This window comes from Paraburkholderia saeva, assembly GCF_907164555.1.
In the GTDB taxonomy this organism is placed as follows: Bacteria; Pseudomonadota; Gammaproteobacteria; order Burkholderiales; family Burkholderiaceae; genus Paraburkholderia; species Paraburkholderia saeva.
Window position 1 is genome coordinate 26,568 of sequence record NZ_CAJQZC010000004.1, and the last position, 17,071, is coordinate 43,638.

12 protein-coding genes are annotated in these 17,071 nt (G+C 60.6%); 11 read left to right on the forward strand and 1 reads right to left on the reverse strand.

Annotated elements, in window-relative coordinates; genetic code table 11:
* Positions 1-206 precede the first annotated feature (206 nt).
* Complete coding sequence (locus LPA36_RS11640; protein ID WP_228876620.1) at positions 207-2,876, reverse strand: LuxR C-terminal-related transcriptional regulator; 2,670 nt, start codon at positions 2,874-2,876, stop codon at positions 207-209.
* A 559-nt stretch (positions 2,877-3,435) separates the two neighbouring features.
* Here LPA36_RS11640 and LPA36_RS11645 point away from each other — a divergent pair.
* The 11 genes from LPA36_RS11645 to LPA36_RS11695 all read left to right on the forward strand — a co-directional run bounded on the left by LPA36_RS11645 (position 3,436) and on the right by LPA36_RS11695 (position 17,046).
* A complete protein-coding gene (locus tag LPA36_RS11645) occupies positions 3,436-4,293 on the forward strand; it encodes an enoyl-CoA hydratase/isomerase family protein (RefSeq protein WP_228876621.1) in 858 nt (285 codons plus the stop codon).
* A 46-nt stretch (positions 4,294-4,339) separates the two neighbouring features.
* Entirely contained in the window at positions 4,340-5,869 is a 1,530-nt protein-coding gene (locus LPA36_RS11650; protein ID WP_228876622.1) for a methyl-accepting chemotaxis protein, read from the forward strand.
* Between the two features lie 631 nt (positions 5,870-6,500).
* The gene (locus tag LPA36_RS11655) at positions 6,501-7,322 is read left to right on the forward strand and encodes an SDR family NAD(P)-dependent oxidoreductase (RefSeq protein ID WP_228876623.1); all 822 of its coding nucleotides are present in this window, start codon (positions 6,501-6,503) and stop codon (positions 7,320-7,322) included.
* A gap of 174 nt (positions 7,323-7,496) precedes the next feature.
* Entirely contained in the window at positions 7,497-8,255 is a 759-nt protein-coding gene (locus LPA36_RS11660; protein WP_228876624.1) for a 3-hydroxyacyl-CoA dehydrogenase, read from the forward strand.
* 37 nt (positions 8,256-8,292) lie between these two features.
* Positions 8,293-9,477, forward strand: coding sequence for an acetyl-CoA C-acyltransferase (locus LPA36_RS11665; RefSeq protein WP_228876625.1), 1,185 nt, complete (start codon positions 8,293-8,295; stop codon positions 9,475-9,477).
* 336 nt (positions 9,478-9,813) lie between these two features.
* Complete coding sequence (locus tag LPA36_RS11670; protein WP_228876626.1) at positions 9,814-10,701, forward strand: alpha/beta fold hydrolase; 888 nt, start codon at positions 9,814-9,816, stop codon at positions 10,699-10,701.
* Between the two features lie 409 nt (positions 10,702-11,110).
* Positions 11,111-11,932 (forward strand): SDR family NAD(P)-dependent oxidoreductase, encoded by an 822-nt coding sequence (locus LPA36_RS11675; protein ID WP_228876627.1) that lies wholly within the window; start codon positions 11,111-11,113, stop codon positions 11,930-11,932.
* Between the two features lie 183 nt (positions 11,933-12,115).
* Entirely contained in the window at positions 12,116-13,603 is a 1,488-nt protein-coding gene (locus LPA36_RS11680) for an AMP-binding protein (protein WP_228876628.1), read from the forward strand.
* A 264-nt stretch (positions 13,604-13,867) separates the two neighbouring features.
* Entirely contained in the window at positions 13,868-14,314 is a 447-nt protein-coding gene (locus tag LPA36_RS11685) for a hypothetical protein (RefSeq protein ID WP_228876631.1), read from the forward strand.
* A 303-nt stretch (positions 14,315-14,617) separates the two neighbouring features.
* Positions 14,618-16,219: a GMC family oxidoreductase gene (locus LPA36_RS11690; RefSeq protein ID WP_228876632.1), complete on the forward strand. Its 1,602-nt coding sequence runs from the start codon at positions 14,618-14,620 to the stop codon at positions 16,217-16,219.
* A gap of 50 nt (positions 16,220-16,269) precedes the next feature.
* Positions 16,270-17,046 (forward strand): enoyl-CoA hydratase, encoded by a 777-nt coding sequence (locus LPA36_RS11695; RefSeq protein ID WP_228876634.1) that lies wholly within the window; start codon positions 16,270-16,272, stop codon positions 17,044-17,046.
* Positions 17,047-17,071: the final 25 nt, after the last annotated feature.

Sequence of the window (17,071 nt, forward strand, 5' to 3'; positions counted from 1 at the left end):
TGCCAGTAACTATAAGACCTCGACGTCGTCCCTGTGCCTTGCCAGGCAGCCTCTGGCTGGGGCGGGGGGAGGTCAGGGTTGTCGCGGGGCAAGCCCGGCGGGCGATATTGATCCACACACCCCATAAGGACACTTCCGCGATTTACGCGCGCCATTCCCCGATGCGCAAATCGTCTGGAACGCGCGATGTCCGCGCCTGCGGCAGGCTAGCCAGCGCCGAGCAGACCGAGCCGACGGGCCAGCGCGACGGCGTGCGTGCGGTTAGTGGCGCCAAGCTTGCTGTTAATGCTACGTAGATGCGTCTTGACGGTGGCTTCCGATACGCACAATTGCTGCGCGATCAGCTTGTTACCCTGGCCCTCGGCCACCAGCCGAACGACTTTTGTCTCTGTGCCGGTCAGCGCATCGATAAGCGGCATGGGGTGCTCGGACTCAGTCTTCAAAGGAGGGTTGGTCTCCAGTTCGGCGCCTGGACGCAGTTTGCTGAGCAGCCGCAGCACCGCTGGACCTTCGTCGGCGAAGCTGCGCATCAGGCGTCCAGCCTCGGCGAAGGTCAGTGCCACCCTAAGGCAGCGCAGCGCCTGCGGGAGGTCACCGCTGAGCTGCAAAGCCAGCGCCAGCAGGATGCGTAGCTGGTGTGCCCGCCGCAGTCGTCCCCGGCCCTCGGCATCGCGTATGGCGTCGCGCAGCAATGACAGCGCGGCGGAGGCGCCGCTGGCGTGCACCTGGAGGCGCAGGGTGGCGATCTGTAACGAGTCAACATCGTCGGCGCCGGTCGCCCAGCCATCGCCGATTTCGCGGCATCCCGACTCTTGTGCATGTCGCAGCGCCACAGCCGCAGCCTCGGCGTCGTCACCGAGCACCGCGATTCGGGATCGCTCGATCCAGACGCTGCGGGCGATGCGCGGCATGGCGTGGCGCGCGCCAATAGCCTCAAGGGCGTTCAGTAGTGCCGTTGCGCGTGCCGGATTGTCCTCCTGCAGCGCGATGCGAGCGAGGCAGCGATAGCTGGTGATGATCTGCTCGGGTGATCCGATGTCGCTGATCATCGGCAAGTACGTGTCAAGCAGCCGCTTGGCCTCGGGCAACTCGTTGGCCGCGTAGAGCGCGTCAGCCAGAAAGGCTGCGGCGACTGTACTGCCCGAGACGTGTTGGCCCGGATGCGCTGTTCCTGTCGACAACACCGCGCGCGCTCTCTCGATAGCCTGGCCGGCGCGTCCCTGCGTCAGATGTACTTCCGATTCCAGGCAGGCCGCCAATGCAATGTTGAATGAACTGCCGGTGCGGTGGTGCGACGGCATGCCCGCAGCTGCGGCCTCCAGGGCCGAATCGAAACGGTCGGTGGCAATCAGGCAGAAGGCATACGAGCTGTGCTGCAGTCCGTGCGCGAAGGGTTGCGTAGCGGCCGGAATTTGGCCCAGTGTCTGTTCCCAGATGGCCTTCGCGCCATCGAGCTGCCAGGTCATCGTCAGCAACAACGCGCGCTGTGCCTTTGTTATCACCGCCAGATCATCCGTGGCGGCGGGCAAGGATTCGAGCCGCTCGATTAGCGCGAGCGCCTCCCCATAGCGCTGCGTGAAGATTAGCATCCAGCCAAATATCAGCGCGAGCTGCGGCGCGAGGCCGCAGCGCACGGCGGCCGGCAGGCTATCGAACAGCCGCCCCAGGAGGCGCACGCGACCCTCCCAAAGCAACGGCTCTGCGTGCTGCGCCAGCAACTCAGTCGCGATGTCATTTAATCCGCCGCGGATCGCGTGCTCGATCGCGGGCACCGGCTGCCCTTGCGCTGCATGCCACCGCGAAGCCGCCGCATGTAGAGCGGCGGCTTCGGCCGCACCAAGCTGGGCCTGCAGAAATTCTCGGAACAGCGGATGAAATCGCCAGCTATCGCGCCCCTGGCCCTGCGGCACGATGAAAAGCCCGCTGCGCTCGAGCGTGGACAGCAGCTCCCGGCTGTCGTTGCGCCCGGTGAGGACGTCGCAAGGAGCCGGTCGCAGATCGTCAAGCACGCTGATGTCGATCAAAAAGCGCCGCGTCGGGTCGGGCTGCCGCGACAACACGTCGTCGAGAAGGTAGTCGGCGACGTCAGCGCTCGATCCGGTGAAGCTCGCGACGAAGGTGTCGGGGTCTTGCCGCTCGCGCAACGCCAGCGCGGCTAGCCACAAGCCTGCGGCCCAGCCCTCGGTGCGCTGATGCAGTCGGCCAACCTGGTCCTCGCTGAGCGTCAGTGCGCCACGATCGCGCAGCAACTCGCGCGCCTCGTCGACCGAAAAGCGTAGCGTGGTCGCGCCGATCTCGAGTAAATGACCATGGGCACGTAACCGCGCCAAGCCGAGGTCGGGCGTCGCGCGACTGCAAATCAGCATTTGACCGTGTATCGGCAATGTGTCGAGCAGCATGCGTAACATGCCGAGCACCGTCGTGTTGTGAATTACGTCGAGGTTGTCGACGAACAGCGCGAACGGTGCGGTCTGCGCCGACACTTGCTGCACCAGGTGCATCGCGGCTACCGGCATGCCGGCCTCGGGGGCGTCCGAGCTCATGGTCGCTTGCGCAAGCGACGGGTCAACTGCCCCGAAGGCAGCGAGCATGTGCGCGATGAAGCGTGCGACTTCGTTGTCACCCGCATCGAGCGTCAACCAGGCGGTGGCGATTCCGGCTCGCTGGAGTGCATGGAAATGTTCGACCAGGACGCTTGTCTTGCCGAAGCCGGCAGGTGCGCGCACTAGCACCAACTTGGCACCGTCAGCTAGCTGCAGGGTGTCGAGAATGCGCTTGCGCGCGACAAGCTGGGTGGCCGCGGTGCGCGGCGCGAGCTTCGAGGCGATCGTTTGGATCGTGCCAGTCGCCGGAGGGGCCAAGTGGGATGCAGGCATGCGGTCCATTCTTCAGCAGCAGCGAATTAGGGTGCTATCAAAGCGATACACCCGCAATTGCGCGAGGGGCGGATGTTTTGCGGAGAGCCAGTATCGGTCCGATATTGCCGCAAACGGTATCCTCAGTTTCATTTATTGGATGCTCGCGCCGAACAGCGCGTGAGGCAATATGGGTTAGCAAGGATTGACAGGCGAAGCTGCTATCTTCGTTTGACAGCCATCCGAAATTGACGTTTCTGACTGGCCCTTACGCCCGAGCCTTTGTCTCTCTCCGTCTCACGCAGCCTCGCTACCACGGCGCCTCATCCAAAGGGATTAGGCGCGCCTCGCGCCAAAATCGTTCGATGGTAGTACGCGCCGGGCGCCGATCGTCTCCAGAATCGGATTGATAGCCTGTTGCCGCAACGTATTGTTGGATCAGATGCCAACGTCAACGCGTCGCCAATAGCCTACCACCCAAACAAGTGAACAAGTGCAGACGGTCCAATTTGACGGCACTCGGCACTGCGTTGTTCGGCGATCTCCCAGGCAAGAACCCAGTCCACAAAGGAAACAAGGCATGACGACCCATTCCAGCGGCAGTAAAACCCGGCAGCCTGATGAGCCACTGCGGCGGTCGAATGTGGTCTACGAGCGCACCGGACCGGTGGTGACACTGACGCTCGACAGCCCTGTCGACCGAAATGCGCTTAACACCGAGCGCATGGTCACGCTGGCCGAGTTCTTCGATCGTCTCGCAACCGAGCCGACGCTGAAGGTCGTGTTGATCCGCGCACGCGGGCCCATGTTCTGCCCGGGCGCGGATATGGACTGGCTGCGGCCTTCAAAGCCCGGCATGGACAGCCGTATCGACGCAGGCCTGACGCCGCTCAACGCTGCACTGGTGCGTTTGCGCGAACTGCCGGCAGTGATCGTCGCCGCAGTGCACGGCGCCGTGGCTGGCGGTGGCTTGGGTCTGATGAACCTGGCCGACCTCGTAATAGCCTCCGAAGATACCAAGTTCAGCCTCGCATATTCTCGCATTGGCGCCACGCCCGACATTGGCGCGACGTACTATCTGACGCGCCTCGTCGGCGAACGACGCGCGCTCGAACTGCTGCTGCTGTCGGAGAGCTTCGGCGTTGAGCGCGCGCGCGAACTCGGACTGGTGAACTTCAGTGCCCCGGCTGCGGACTTCGAACGCACGGTGGACCAGTTGGTCGAGCGACTCGCCTGCGGTGCGGGCGATGCCCAGGTAGCGATTAAGCGACTGGTACGCGCGGCGCACGTCAACGAATTCGGCGTGCAGCTCGATGCCGAGCGGCGTGGGCTGGTCGCAGCGGCGCAGGGTTCGGAGTTCAGCGAGGGCGTGCGCGCATTCGTTGAGCGTCGTCCGACGCGCTTCGGCGATACAGGTGGGCAGTGGACGGCGGCATGAGGCCAGCGAGAACTACTTTATACCTTTCATACCGAAGGATTTCGCAGTGAGCCGGTCCGTTTCGAAGATCATCGTAGCACTCGCGATCATCATGGCCGTTACGCTGACGATTGGCGGCTTCGGTATGCGTGGAATATCAGTGCTGAGCGATTCGCTACATGACACGTACGCCAACATCGTCGTCCCGATGAACTACGTGAGTGCCAGCCGGGCAGATATGCTGAGTATCCGTTTTGCCCTATGGCGTACGCAGGCGCAAAAGGACAAGACCTTGGTTTCGAAGGCGCGCGATTTTTCCGCGCAGTTGGAAAAGGACTGGAAAAGCTACTACCCGAGCGGTGCAACGGGCCTCGACGAGCGCGCAGTGGCCGACAAAATTGATGGCCAAATTACCCAGTTCCGCGAAGCCGTCGAGAAGGAACTGGAGATCATCGACCAAGGCGACTTCGACCGTGCCGCCACCTGGCAGGCGAGCAAGGTGATTCCCATAGGCGACAGTCTTACCGCGCTGCTGGCGCAGGATGTGCGGATCAATGCCGATCAGGCAAAAGACAACTATATCCAAGGTGCAGCAAAGGCCGGGCGATTGAAGTGGATTGCCGGCGCGCTGAGTCTTGCTGGCGCGTTGCTATCTATCGGCGCGGCGGTCTACCTGGTCCGCGCGATTATCCAACCATTGAACAAGACGGTGCGCATCGCCAGTGAAATTGCACAGGGGCGGCTCGACGTTCAGATCGCAGTGGATGTGGGCGGCAGGTTCGGGCAGTTGTTGGAAGCCATGAAGAGCATGAGCCGGCAACTGGTCACCACCATCGGTGGCATTCGCGATGGCAGCGAGTCGGTGAGGGTCGCCTCGCAGCAGATCGCCACGGGCAACCAGGACCTTTCGGCACGCACGGAAGAGCAGGCGGCGTCGCTTGAGCAGACTGCCGCAAGCCTGACGCAACTGACCGAAACGGTGAAACAGAACGCCGAGAATGCCCGACAGGCTAATTCGCTCGCGGCCAACGCGCGCGAGATGACCGACGCGGGAAACATGGCGGTGGGCACGATGGTGGCGACGATGCAGGAGATCAGTTCGGACTCGGTCAAGATTGCGGAGATCACCGGAATGATCGAGGGCATTGCCTTCCAGACCAACATCCTCGCGCTGAATGCGGCCGTCGAGGCTGCCCGCGCCGGGCAGCAGGGCCGCGGCTTCGCGGTGGTCGCCGGGGAAGTGCGCTCGCTGGCGCAACGCGCGTCGGCGGCTGCAAAGGAGATCAAGGGGCTGATCGATACGTCGTCCGGCAAGGTGCAACGGGGTGTCCAGCAGGCCGGTGACGTCGGCGCGACAATGGACAAGGTGATCCGGGCGATGGGCCAAGTGTCCGACATAGTGGGCGAAATCTCGGGAGCCTCCGACGAGCAGACAAAGGGCATTCAGCAGGTGCATCAGGCGATCAACCGGATCGACGAGGTGATTCAGCAGAACGCCGCGCTGGTGGAAGAGGTCGCGGCAGCGGCCCAGTCGCTGCAGGAGCAGGCAGCGAAGATGAACGCCGACCTCATGTTCTTCAGGCTCGGTCGAGGGTAATCGTTGCCCGCGTGCTCGGCCCTTCCGCAACTGGCGCAGAAGTGGATATCTCCTCAGCGAACAAAGACGACGCATGCACGGCCACTGAACCCGACGAAATTGACGAGGGCGGTACTTTTAGCAGCTACCAGTCTTCCCGTACCCCTTATGGGCAGGACATACGACAACTCAGATCACTGGGTGAGCTTTTGATTGAAGAGTGGGTTTGCGATGTTCAAATCCCTGAACAATCCATCGTGAAGATAGAAGTGCCATGGCGAAATCAGTTCAGTGAAATTTGCCGAGACTGAGCCTCTGCGTTGCGGCGTGCGCGGGCGTGCCAAGCGGACGAGAGTAGTCCTGTAGGAGATATTCTGCGCAGTTGTATTTGCTGCGTACAGATCGCCAGTGGCGCTTTCCTCCCGGTGCGTTCTATCGTGTCGAACAACCCAGTGATGGCGAGCCGGTCGTTCAAAGGGATGAGGGGCGTACTGCGCCAAAGTCATCCGATCGTGGTACGCGCGGGGCGCCACCTTCCTCCAGAATCCAGTCATCAAGTGATGCTGCGGACTGACCCAGCAGCGCCGAAAGCGGTGTTGCATCAGCGGTTTCGACGGCGATTGCATGAGTAAACGAAGGTAGGAGAGATCCCATGACAGACGTAAAAGGACGCACCGCATTCATCACGGGTGGTGGCAATGGCATCGGACTGGGCATCGCCCGAAGCTTGGCGCGCGCGGGTGTCAAGCTGGCTTTGGCAGACATTGATGCCGCTGGCCTGGCACGCGCCAAGGCGGAGTTGCAGGCCATCACTTCGGTAGCGACATTCCAGCTTGATGTTTGTGATCGTGATGCCTATGCGGAGACAGCAGAGGCGGTAGAGCGCGCATTGGGTCCGGTAACCCTCCTGTTCAACAATGCTGGCGTCCTCATTGGTCGACCTGCAGAGAAAGTCACCTACGACCTGTGGGACTGGACGCTCAACATAAATCTAAACGGCGTCATCAATGGCGTGCAAACGTTTTTGCCGAAGATGCTCAAATGTGGTCAGGGTGGCCATATCGTCAATACAGCTTCGGGAGCCGGCCTTGCCGCACAAAACGCCGGGGTCCTATACATCACAGCAAAGTACGCGGTGGTCGGAATGTCGGAGGCACTCAATGGCGAACTGGCGTCGGCCGGCATTGGTGTAAGCGTGCTTTGCCCAGGTGCCGTTGCGACGGACATCATCAAGCGATCGGTGGATGCGGCTCCTGAGGCCGGGGTGCACTTGACGGAGGAGCAGGCAAAGAGGAAGGCAGAGCGTACAGCCATGCTAACCCGGGCTCTCCAGCAGGGTGCCAGCATCGATGATGTCGGCGAGATGGTTCTTAAAGCGGTGCGGGAAAACAACCTGTACATACATACCGACCGGGTGATGGAAGAGCCAATTAAGGCTCGGACCAAAGCACTTCTCGACGCTATGCCGAGCTAAGACTGGCGCGGCAAGTCCAGGTGCCGAGAGACCGGGAATAGCGTTGGCGAAGCCCGCTCGATAGGGTTGTCCTTGAGACTATGGAGGCGGCGGTTGCTCTGGCGCGAAGCGGATTTTCGTGCACCAACACGTATCACCGCCGCCGAGGCGGCGCGATCTCTACAGGATTGAGAAATGAAAATTGAAGGCGGAATATTCATCGTAACCGGCGGTGCATCTGGGCTCGGGGAAGGCGCAGCACGAATGCTGGCGGCCAATGGCGGCAAGGTGGTGGTCGCCGATATGCAGACGGAAAAAGGTGAAGCTGTCGCGAAGGAGATCGATGGCGTTTTCGTCAAGTGCGATGTCAGTCAGGAAGCCGATGGTCACGCTGCCGTGGCCGGGGCGCTTCAACTTGGAAAGCTGGTCGGCCTGATCAACTGCGCCGGCGTCGCCCCGGCGGAGAAAACGGTGGGAAAGGACGGACCGCACGCGCTCGGAGTGTTCAGCAAGGCAATCTCTGTGAACCTTATCGGCACCTTCAACATGATCCGGCTGGCGGCCTCTGCGATGGCCGACAATGATCCCGAAGCTACTGGCGAGCGCGGCGTGCTGATTTCCACTGCATCTGTCGCCGCGTATGACGGCCAGATTGGACAGGCGGCCTACAGCGCTTCGAAGGGCGGCGTGGTTGGAATGACACTGCCCATCGCACGAGACCTGGCGCGCAACGGTATTCGAAACATGACAATCGCGCCCGGCATCTTCGGCACGCCGATGCTGTTTGGCATGCCTCTGGAGATCCAGGACGCGCTGGCCGCGAGCGTGCCCTTTCCATCGCGCCTGGGAACGCCGGAGGACTATGCGAGGCTCGTCAAGCACATCATCGAGAACGAAATGCTCAACGGCGAAGTTATTCGCCTAGACGGTGCCATCCGGCTGCCGCCGCGATAGCAATCGGACTCATTCCAAGTGAATCAAGGACTGCCATATGTCTGAACGCATCGTGATCGTTAGTGCCGCACGCACCCCTATGGGTGCTTTTCAAGGTCACTTTTCTTCTCTGGCTGCGCACGATCTCGGAGGAGTTGCCATCAAGGCCGCGGTGGAGCGTGCCGGCATCGCTGCCGATACGATTGGCGAGGTGCTGTTCGGCAACTGCCTGATGGCCGGACAGGGCCAGGCGCCGGCACGACAAGCGGTCTACAAGGGCGGTTTGCCGGACAGTGTTGGGGCCGTTACCCTTAGCAAGATGTGCGGGTCGGCCATGAAGGCAGCAATGCTCGCTCATGACATGCTAGTCGCTGGCACGCACGAGGTCATGGTCGCGGGCGGCATGGAGAGCATGACCAATGCGCCGTACCTGATGCTCAAGGGCCGTGGAGGCTACCGGATGGGGCACGATCGAGTTTTCGACCACATGATGCTCGATGGCCTCGAAGATGCTTACCAACCGGGCCGCCCGATGGGAACCTTCGGTGAAGACTGCGCAGCCAAATACAACTTCACGCGCGAGCAGCAGGACGCATTCGCAATTGCCAGCGTGGAACGCGCGAGGCTCGCCGCCGTATCAGGCGCGTTCAAAGCCGAAATTGCTGCGGTCAAGATCAGAGGTCGTGGCGGCGACACGGTGGTCGAGGTCGACGAGAGCCCGGTCAAGATCAAGCTGGACAAGATCCCTACCCTGCAGCCGGCCTTCAAAAAGGACGGTGGCACGATTACCGCGGCATCAAGCTCCTCAATCAATGACGGCGCCGCCGCGCTGGTGATAATGACCGAGAGCGCCGCGAAGCGGAGCGGCTGCCGGCCGATCGCCCGAATCGTCGCACACGCCACGCATGCGCAGCAACCGGAGTGGTTCTCCACTGCGCCTGTCGGTGCTGTTGCCAAGCTGCTCAAGAAGGCCGGCTGGAGCGTCAAGGACGTCGATCTCTGGGAAGTCAACGAGGCCTTCGCAGTGGTGCCGATGGCGCTCATGCGCGAACTTGAGATATCGCACGACATTGTCAACGTCCATGGAGGCGCCTGTGCGCTGGGGCATCCGATTGGAGCCAGTGGTGCGCGCATCATGGTGACATTGATTCATGCGATGCAGCAACTTGGCAAGAAGCGCGGTGTTGCGACGCTTTGCATCGGTGGGGGTGAGGCCACCGCCGTGGCAATGGAACTGCTCTAACAGAGCGGCCCCCGTGCTGCAGATGCGGCGCGGGGTTCCACTGTAACCGTATCGACGAGCGCTGTTCAAACTACTACGACCAGCGAGCATCGTTACGTCTCCCAGTGATCTGGCACGTCCGTTGGTGGCAAGGCGAGGACATCTGCGCCACGGCCCTGAATCCAAATCCTTGAACCCTTTTTGAGGATGTCCCTGGTGAAACAACCATGCTTAACGGGTTGCCTCGTCGCACGCAAAGACTCAAACGCTCTGGTCGGGAGCGTGAGCGCTGGAGCGTCTCCTCCTTGCGGGCATGATGAGCAGGAGCCCGATCGCTTCGTCGAACTGCCAGACGGCATGAGGCTCTGCTACCGGGCATATGGCGGAGCTTCGGGGACGCCGCTACTCTTGATTGCCGGGCTGGGCCTCCAGCTCATCTCCTGGCCAGAAGCCTTCGTGCAGGCGTTGGTCACGGCCGGTTATTGGGTCATTGCTCCGGACAACCGTGACGTCGGCAAGTCGTTCAGGGTCGGCACGCGCCCGCCTGGTAAACTCAGGCAAATACTCAGATGGCCTCCACCCGACAGCTACAGCTTAGACGACATGGCGGATGATATGACCCGTCTGCTGCAGAGTCTAGAAATACCAGCCGCACATGTGATTGGAATGTCCATGGGTGGGATGATCGGCCAAACGTTGGCATCGCGCCATGCGGAGCGCGTGCTCACCTTGACATCAATTTTCTCTACTACCGGCGCAGTTGATGTCGGACAGCCAGCGCTTTCTGCGCTCTTGCGCCAGGATAGGTCGGAGTCGCGTACGAGCTCCGAGGCGACGAACCGTTATGTGAACATAATGCGTTATGTCGGAGACCCGCAGGCGCCGGGTATCGAATCCGAGTGGTCTGCCTACGCGCTGCGCGCTTGGGAGCGCAATGGCAATCGTGCCAATGCCTCAGGCAGCGGCCGTCAGATCGGCGCGATCCTGAAGTCCGGGGATAGGACCGCGCAGCTGCGCCGCATCAAGGCACCTACCTTGGTGATCCACGGCGACAGAGACCTTCTGGTCCACCCGAGCGGCGGTGCTGCAACAGCGGCTGCAATCCCTGGCGCGCGGCTCGTCACAGTGCCTGGCTTGAGACACCAAATCGATTCGATGCGTTCGCCGGAGTTGGCGGGACTCATCGTTCGGCACATCAAGGAGTCCACGAAAGCCCTGGGGCTCACCGTCAATGAGCGCACTTGAAGAGTCGCGCCGAAGTCCCCGTGGCCGACAGAGCAAGGTAACCGTCCGGCCATCCCACCTCGATGTTGGCTGGTGAGGAGGCAAGGATCATGTCCACGATTAGAGTCGAGGTGGACATGAGGCTCCGATGTCATCTCGTAGAGATCAAGATGGGGTGGTCAAACGCTTACGCTCGTGGGTTTGTGCGCGCGCGCTGATCGTGTCGAACGCCCGGGTGATGGCGAGGTGGTCGTTCGAAGGGATGAGGGGTTCCTCACGCCAAAATCATCCGATCGTGGTACGCGCCGGGCCCCACGCGCCGCCAGAATCCAGTCATCGAGTAATGCTGCGAAATGACGCAGCAATATCGAACGCGGCGCTGAGCCGATGGGACGATATCTGTGGCGATAACGAAGGTGGGAGAGACTCCATGACAGACGTAAAAGGACGCACCGCATTTATCACTGGTGGTGGTAACGGCATCGGCTTGGGCATCGCCCGAAGCTTGGCGCGCGAGGGTGTCAAGCTGGCTTTGGCAGACATTGATGCCGCTGGCCTGGCACGCGCCAAGGCGGAGCTGCAGGGGATTACCTCCGTAGAGGCATTCCAGCTCGATGTTCGCGATCGTGATGCCTATGCGGAGACAGCAGAGGCGGTAGAGCGCGCATTGGGCCCGGTAACCCTCCTGTTCAACAATGCAGGAGTCGCGGGCGCTTCCCCGGTGGGCAAGCTTACTTACGACCTTTGGGATTGGTACATCGGAATCAATCTCCACGGCGTCATCAACGGTGTGCAGACGTTTCTGCCGAAGATGCTAAAAGGCGGGCAGGGTGGCCATATTGTAAACACGGCTTCGGGAGCGGGCCTTGTAGCTGCCAATGCCGGGGTTTTGTATACAACATCCAAGTTCGGAGTTGTCGGAATGTCGGAGGCGCTCAGCGCAGAGCTGGGGCTTATCGGCATCGGTGTCAGCGTACTGTGTCCTGGTCCCGTTGCAACCGACATCGTTCAGCGGTCGATGGATGCAGCGCCCAAGGCCGACGCGTCGTTGTCGGAGGCGCAGGAGCGGCGAGTAACAGAAGGGGTCGCTCAGGCGATCCAATACTTAAAACAAGGGGTGAGTATTGACGAGGTCGGCGCGATGGTTCTCAAAGCGATCCAGGAAAACAGCCTCTACATACACACCGACCGGCAGGCTGAAGCACTGATCAAGGCCCGGACAAAGGCACTTCTTGACGCCATGCCGAGCTAGCCAATGCGATTCTGCCGGACACTTCGAGCCTGAAGACTGGGACGGCAGATACGGATTGCAGCCTAGTCGCGGTATCGGTCGAACTCATTCATCGACCTGGACTTGAGGGCGAAATACGCCGCGATAGGCAGTAGATTACAGGTGGAAGCGGGCGCATCCGCCCATCGAAATGGAAACGAAAACATGTCCCTACGGTCCATAGCCTCAATCATTCAGGATAATGCACAGCGAAAAGGCTCAGCGCCCGCAATAACATATCCTGATGGCACACTGACCTGGAGTGACCTTGACCGGCGCTCCAACCAGCGAGCTCGATTGCTCAAGTCTCTGGGTGTCAAGCGCGATGATCTGGTCGCAGTCATGCTGCCAAATGGCAGCGAGTTCCACGAAGCCGTGGTGGCTGTCTGGAAGGCGGGCGCAACGCCGTGCATTCTGCCGTCCAAACTGCCCGGCCGAGAGGCTGGTGACGTACTCGCGCTCGCGCAGCCGGCGGCAGTGATCGGCGACGTCCCGGTTGCCTTCGACGGGGCTCGCATCGCTCCCCGCGCCGCTTTGGATCAATTTGACGTCGCCCCAATGGAAGAGGCCGGCGCCGCCCACTGGAAAGCGGTTGCAAGTGGCGGTTCCAGCGGACGACCAAAAATCATCGTCGATACGATGCCAGCCTTCATCGATCCCGCCGCCCCGCCCTTCGCTGGCTTCGGATTCCCGGCAGAAGGTGCAATGCTCAATCCGGGACCGCTGTATCACAACATGCCGTTCCTGTTCACAAGCTTTGGCATGATGGCGGGTTCGCACGTTGTCGGGATGAGCCGCTTCGACGCGGAGGAGTGCTTGCGGTTGATCGAGTTGCACCGAATCGAATTCGTCGCACTCGTGCCAACGATGATGCAGCGAATCTGGGCACTCCCGGAAAACGTCCGCACTTCATACGACTTGTCCTCGCTGAGAGTCATCTGGCACATGGGAGCACCGTGCCCGCAATGGCTTAAGCGCGCCTGGATTGAATGGCTGGGGCCGCACAGAATTTTCGAAGCCTATGGCGGTACCGAAGCGGGTGGCTGCGTCATCACTGGCCATGAATGGCTCAAGAAACCCGGATCGGTCGGTAAGGCGGCGCCCGGGGGATTGCGTATCCTTCGGGAGGACGGAAGCGAAGCGGACACGGGCGAGATCGGTGAAGTTCACTTCCCGGCTACTGGCAAGGGCAGATTCCGATATATCGGCGCGGAGGCGAAAGAAGACGCGACGGGCAGCTACTCGATCGGCGACCTCGGCCATCTCGACGAGGATGGCTACGTCTTCCTCGCGGATCGTAGGTCAGATCTGATCTTGCGCGGGGGGGCAAATATCTACCCGGCCGAGGTGGAGGCGGTGCTGGACGAGCATCCGCTCGTGTCCACCTCGGCGGTTATTGGATTGCCGGACCACGACCTCGGCGAGCGTGTTCACGCCATCATTCAACTGCGAGAAGGCGAACAACTCGACCTTAAAGTGATCCTCGCGCATGTTGAGGACAGGTTGTCCAAATACAAGTGGCCGTCGTCCTACGAGGTAAGCGACACGCCGCTTAGGGATGACGCTGGGAAGGTTCGGCGAACGCTGCTGAAGGCGGAGCGGCTGGCATGGCTCGAAGCAGGACGCTCTTTCAAGGTGGTACCGGCGAAATAGTGTATGTAAAAAATGATGTTGTGGACTTCAGTATTACCGGATCAACCAGTCGGACGTTGGCGTGAAGGCCAAAGGAAATAACGTCAACGGCACCGACAATATTCGGAACTGGACCAAACGGTACATACGTAGTTTCAACGAAAACTCCTCAGATCAGTACGTCATTATATTAGTACTACAAATAACATTTCTGAACGCGCCATGCAATATCCATTCAAGTCAATACCTGACTGGATTACCTGAAGCTACTGCGGAGCTAGACCCATGAAATCAGTGTTCGCCCTCGTCTTCGCACCTCTCGCGGCCAATATCTGCTTCGCTGCAGCGCCGGCCTCGGTCCAGACCACCGCACTCGATGCGCCGCTCGCCTGCACCGTTACAGGACACCGCTTCATCGCCGATCTCGAAGCCGCGCAGCTGATCGACCCCACGCCCGCGCACGTCGAATCCAACTCGCTCAACACATTCAAGCCGGCCCACGATGCGAGCCTCACTGCGTTCGGCTTCAAGGTGGTCGCTCTCGTCGCGTATGAGAAGGAAGACGGATTATTTCAAAGGGGTGACGGCGAGCCCGTCGCGAACTCGGCTTACGGCGCCGTGGTATTCGCGGGCGAAGGCAAAGTGCACGACGCTCTCGCCGCCGCGGGCAGCCCGGCCATCGTCCATTCCGTGGCGCCGTTCGTGACGGCGATTTTCTGTAAGCGCAGCTAGGCAGGTCGGCCGAGTCGGCCTTCGCCCATGCGGCCGAGCTAGAACTTGGGGGCGGCCGCACTTGGGTGAGCGGCTCGCCGAACGCGTCGAAGGCGCAGAGCAGCGGGTAGGGATCGTCGTCGGACACGACCTGCCCCGGTGGTGTTCCACCGTGTCCTTGCGCTCGGCGAGGCGGCGTTCACGCGCTTGCGCCGCATTGCGGGAAGCTGCTGCTCGTGTCGGCGCAACGCCTCCGAGGCGGTCTTGATCAGTGTGTTGAACGCAGCCACGTCGCTCAGACGACCTCGTAAGGATTTGGAAAAAATGACTAAGAATTTCGATTACATCATTGTTGGGGCTGGGTCATCGGGAAGTGTTATTGCGAGCCGGCTTAGCGAACACTCTGACCTCAAAGTCGCGTTGCTTGAATCTGGTGGTCCCGACAGGAGCCTGTTCCTGAAAATGCCGCTCGCCTACCGAGTGATTCGCTCGAACCTGATGTTCGATTGGGGATACCAGACAGATCCAGAGCCTTACGCTGAACAGAGAGTTGTCCCGGCGGCGCGTGGAAAAGTCTTGGGTGGATCTTCTTCAGTGAATGGCATGATGTATTCACGCGGGCATCCGAGCGATTATGACCAATGGGCGCAAATGGGAGCGCAAGGCTGGTCATATGACGAAGTGCTTCCCTATTTCCGGAAATCAGAACGTAACTGGCGTGGAGAGAGTCAGGTTCATGGCGGCGCCGGCCCCATGAACGTCGCCCCGTCGACAAGTGACGAGCCGATCGCGTCGGCCGTGCTGTCTGCTGCGCGCGCGATGAACTATCGGATAGTGGATGATTTCGACGCTGGCGATACCGAGGGTTTCGGATTGCCGGACCGAACAACTACGCCGGGACGTAGGGCGAGTAGCTCTAAAGCCTTCCTCGATCCAGCACGCGGGAGGGCGAATCTCAAGGTTTTTACGAACGCTCACGTGACTCGAATCATCATCGAAAATGGCCGCGCCGTTGGCGTCAGCGTCATGCGCAATGGATACCTGCACGAGATGAGAGCCGAACGCGAGGTCATTCTTTGCGGCGGCGCCTATGCCTCTCCACAACTGTTGATGTTGTCGGGAATTGGCCCGGCCGATCACCTGAGGAAAAGTGGTATCACGCCTCTTGTAGATCTGCCGGGTGTTGGCCAAAATCTGCAGGAACACCCTCTGGTGCCAATGGGCTTTTCCGTACGTAAAACTTTGAAATTCGGCGCCAGACTGCGGGCTGACCGGATTGCGTTGTCCGCAGCCTACTGGATGCTGACCGGACGCGGCTTCGCTGCGAGCCAGCCACTGGTTGGCTTGGGCTACTACAAATCTCGGCCCGAAATTACACGACCTGACCTCGAAAGCATTTTCCTGCCGACCCATCTAAATGCTCAGGTCTGGTTCCCAGGTATTCGCAAGAAAGTGCCCGACATGTTGACCTCGTTTAATGTCGTTTTGCGCCCTGGTAGCCGTGGTTTCGTCAAACTCCGCTCCTCCGACCCGATGGATCGGCCCCGGATCCAGTTCAATTTGCTGCAGGATCCAAGCGATCTAGCGCTGATGCGGCACGCCGTTCGCTGGACACGAGAATTTGTGCGCCAGGCCGATCTGGCCGAACACGTCGGCGATGAAATCATTCCAAAACCGAGCGTTCAGAGCAACTCCGAGGTTGACGCTTACATCCGTCAAATGGTGGTCACGGCCCAGCACCCAACCAGCACCTGTCGCATGGGAAATGACGTTGATGCTGTCGTCGATCCCGATCTTCGGGTGCGCGGGGTTGCAGGACTGCGCGTCGCCGATGCCTCGGTGATGCCCACACTCATTGGCGGCCACACAAATGCACCGTCGATCATGATTGGCGAAAAAGCGACAGATATCATTTTGTCGACCTAGGACCGCTCTGCCGGCGTGCTGCTTGGTCGTACGAAGAGGAGAAGAGGGTGATGACTTACGAGAACATTCTGGTGGAAACGCGTGGCCGCATCGGCCTGATCACGCTTAACCGTCCCAAGGCGCTAAACGCGCTCAATGACGCGCTGGTCGACGAACTCGGCCTGGCGCTGAAGGCGTTCGATGCTGCCGACAATATCGGCGTGATCGTGATGACCGGAAGCGAGAAAGCTTTTGCCGCCGGCGCCGATATTTCGATGATGTCGAACTACACGTATATGGACGTGTATTGCGGAGACTACATCACGCGTAACTGGGAGGTGGTCGGCAAGATCCGCAAGCCAATCATCGCGGCAGTGGGTGGCCTCGCGCTGGGTGGCGGCTGCGAGCTTGCAATGATGTGCGACATCATCTTCGCGGCGGACACGGCCAAGTTCGGCCAGCCAGAAATCCGCCTTGGCGTAATGCCGGGAGCGGGCGGAACGCAGCGCCTGCCCCGGGCGGTTTCCAAGGCCAAGGCCATGGACATGTGCCTGACCGCGCGCTTCATGGATGCGGTCGAGGCTGAGCGCGCGGGCTTGGTCTCGCGCGTGGTGCCAGCAGAGAGACTGCTCGACGAGGCACTGACCGCCGCGACGACAATTGCCGAGTTCTCACTTCCCGCGGTGATGATGGTCAAGGAGTCGGTCAATCGAGCGTACGAGACGACCCTGAGTGAAGGCGTGTACTTCGAGCGCCGTCTGTTCCATTCGATGTTCGCGACCGAAGATCAAAAGGAAGGCATGGCCGCGTTCCTTGAGAAGCGCAAGCCGCAGTTCAAGAACCGGTGATCACTGGAAAGATCGCGGCGACTTA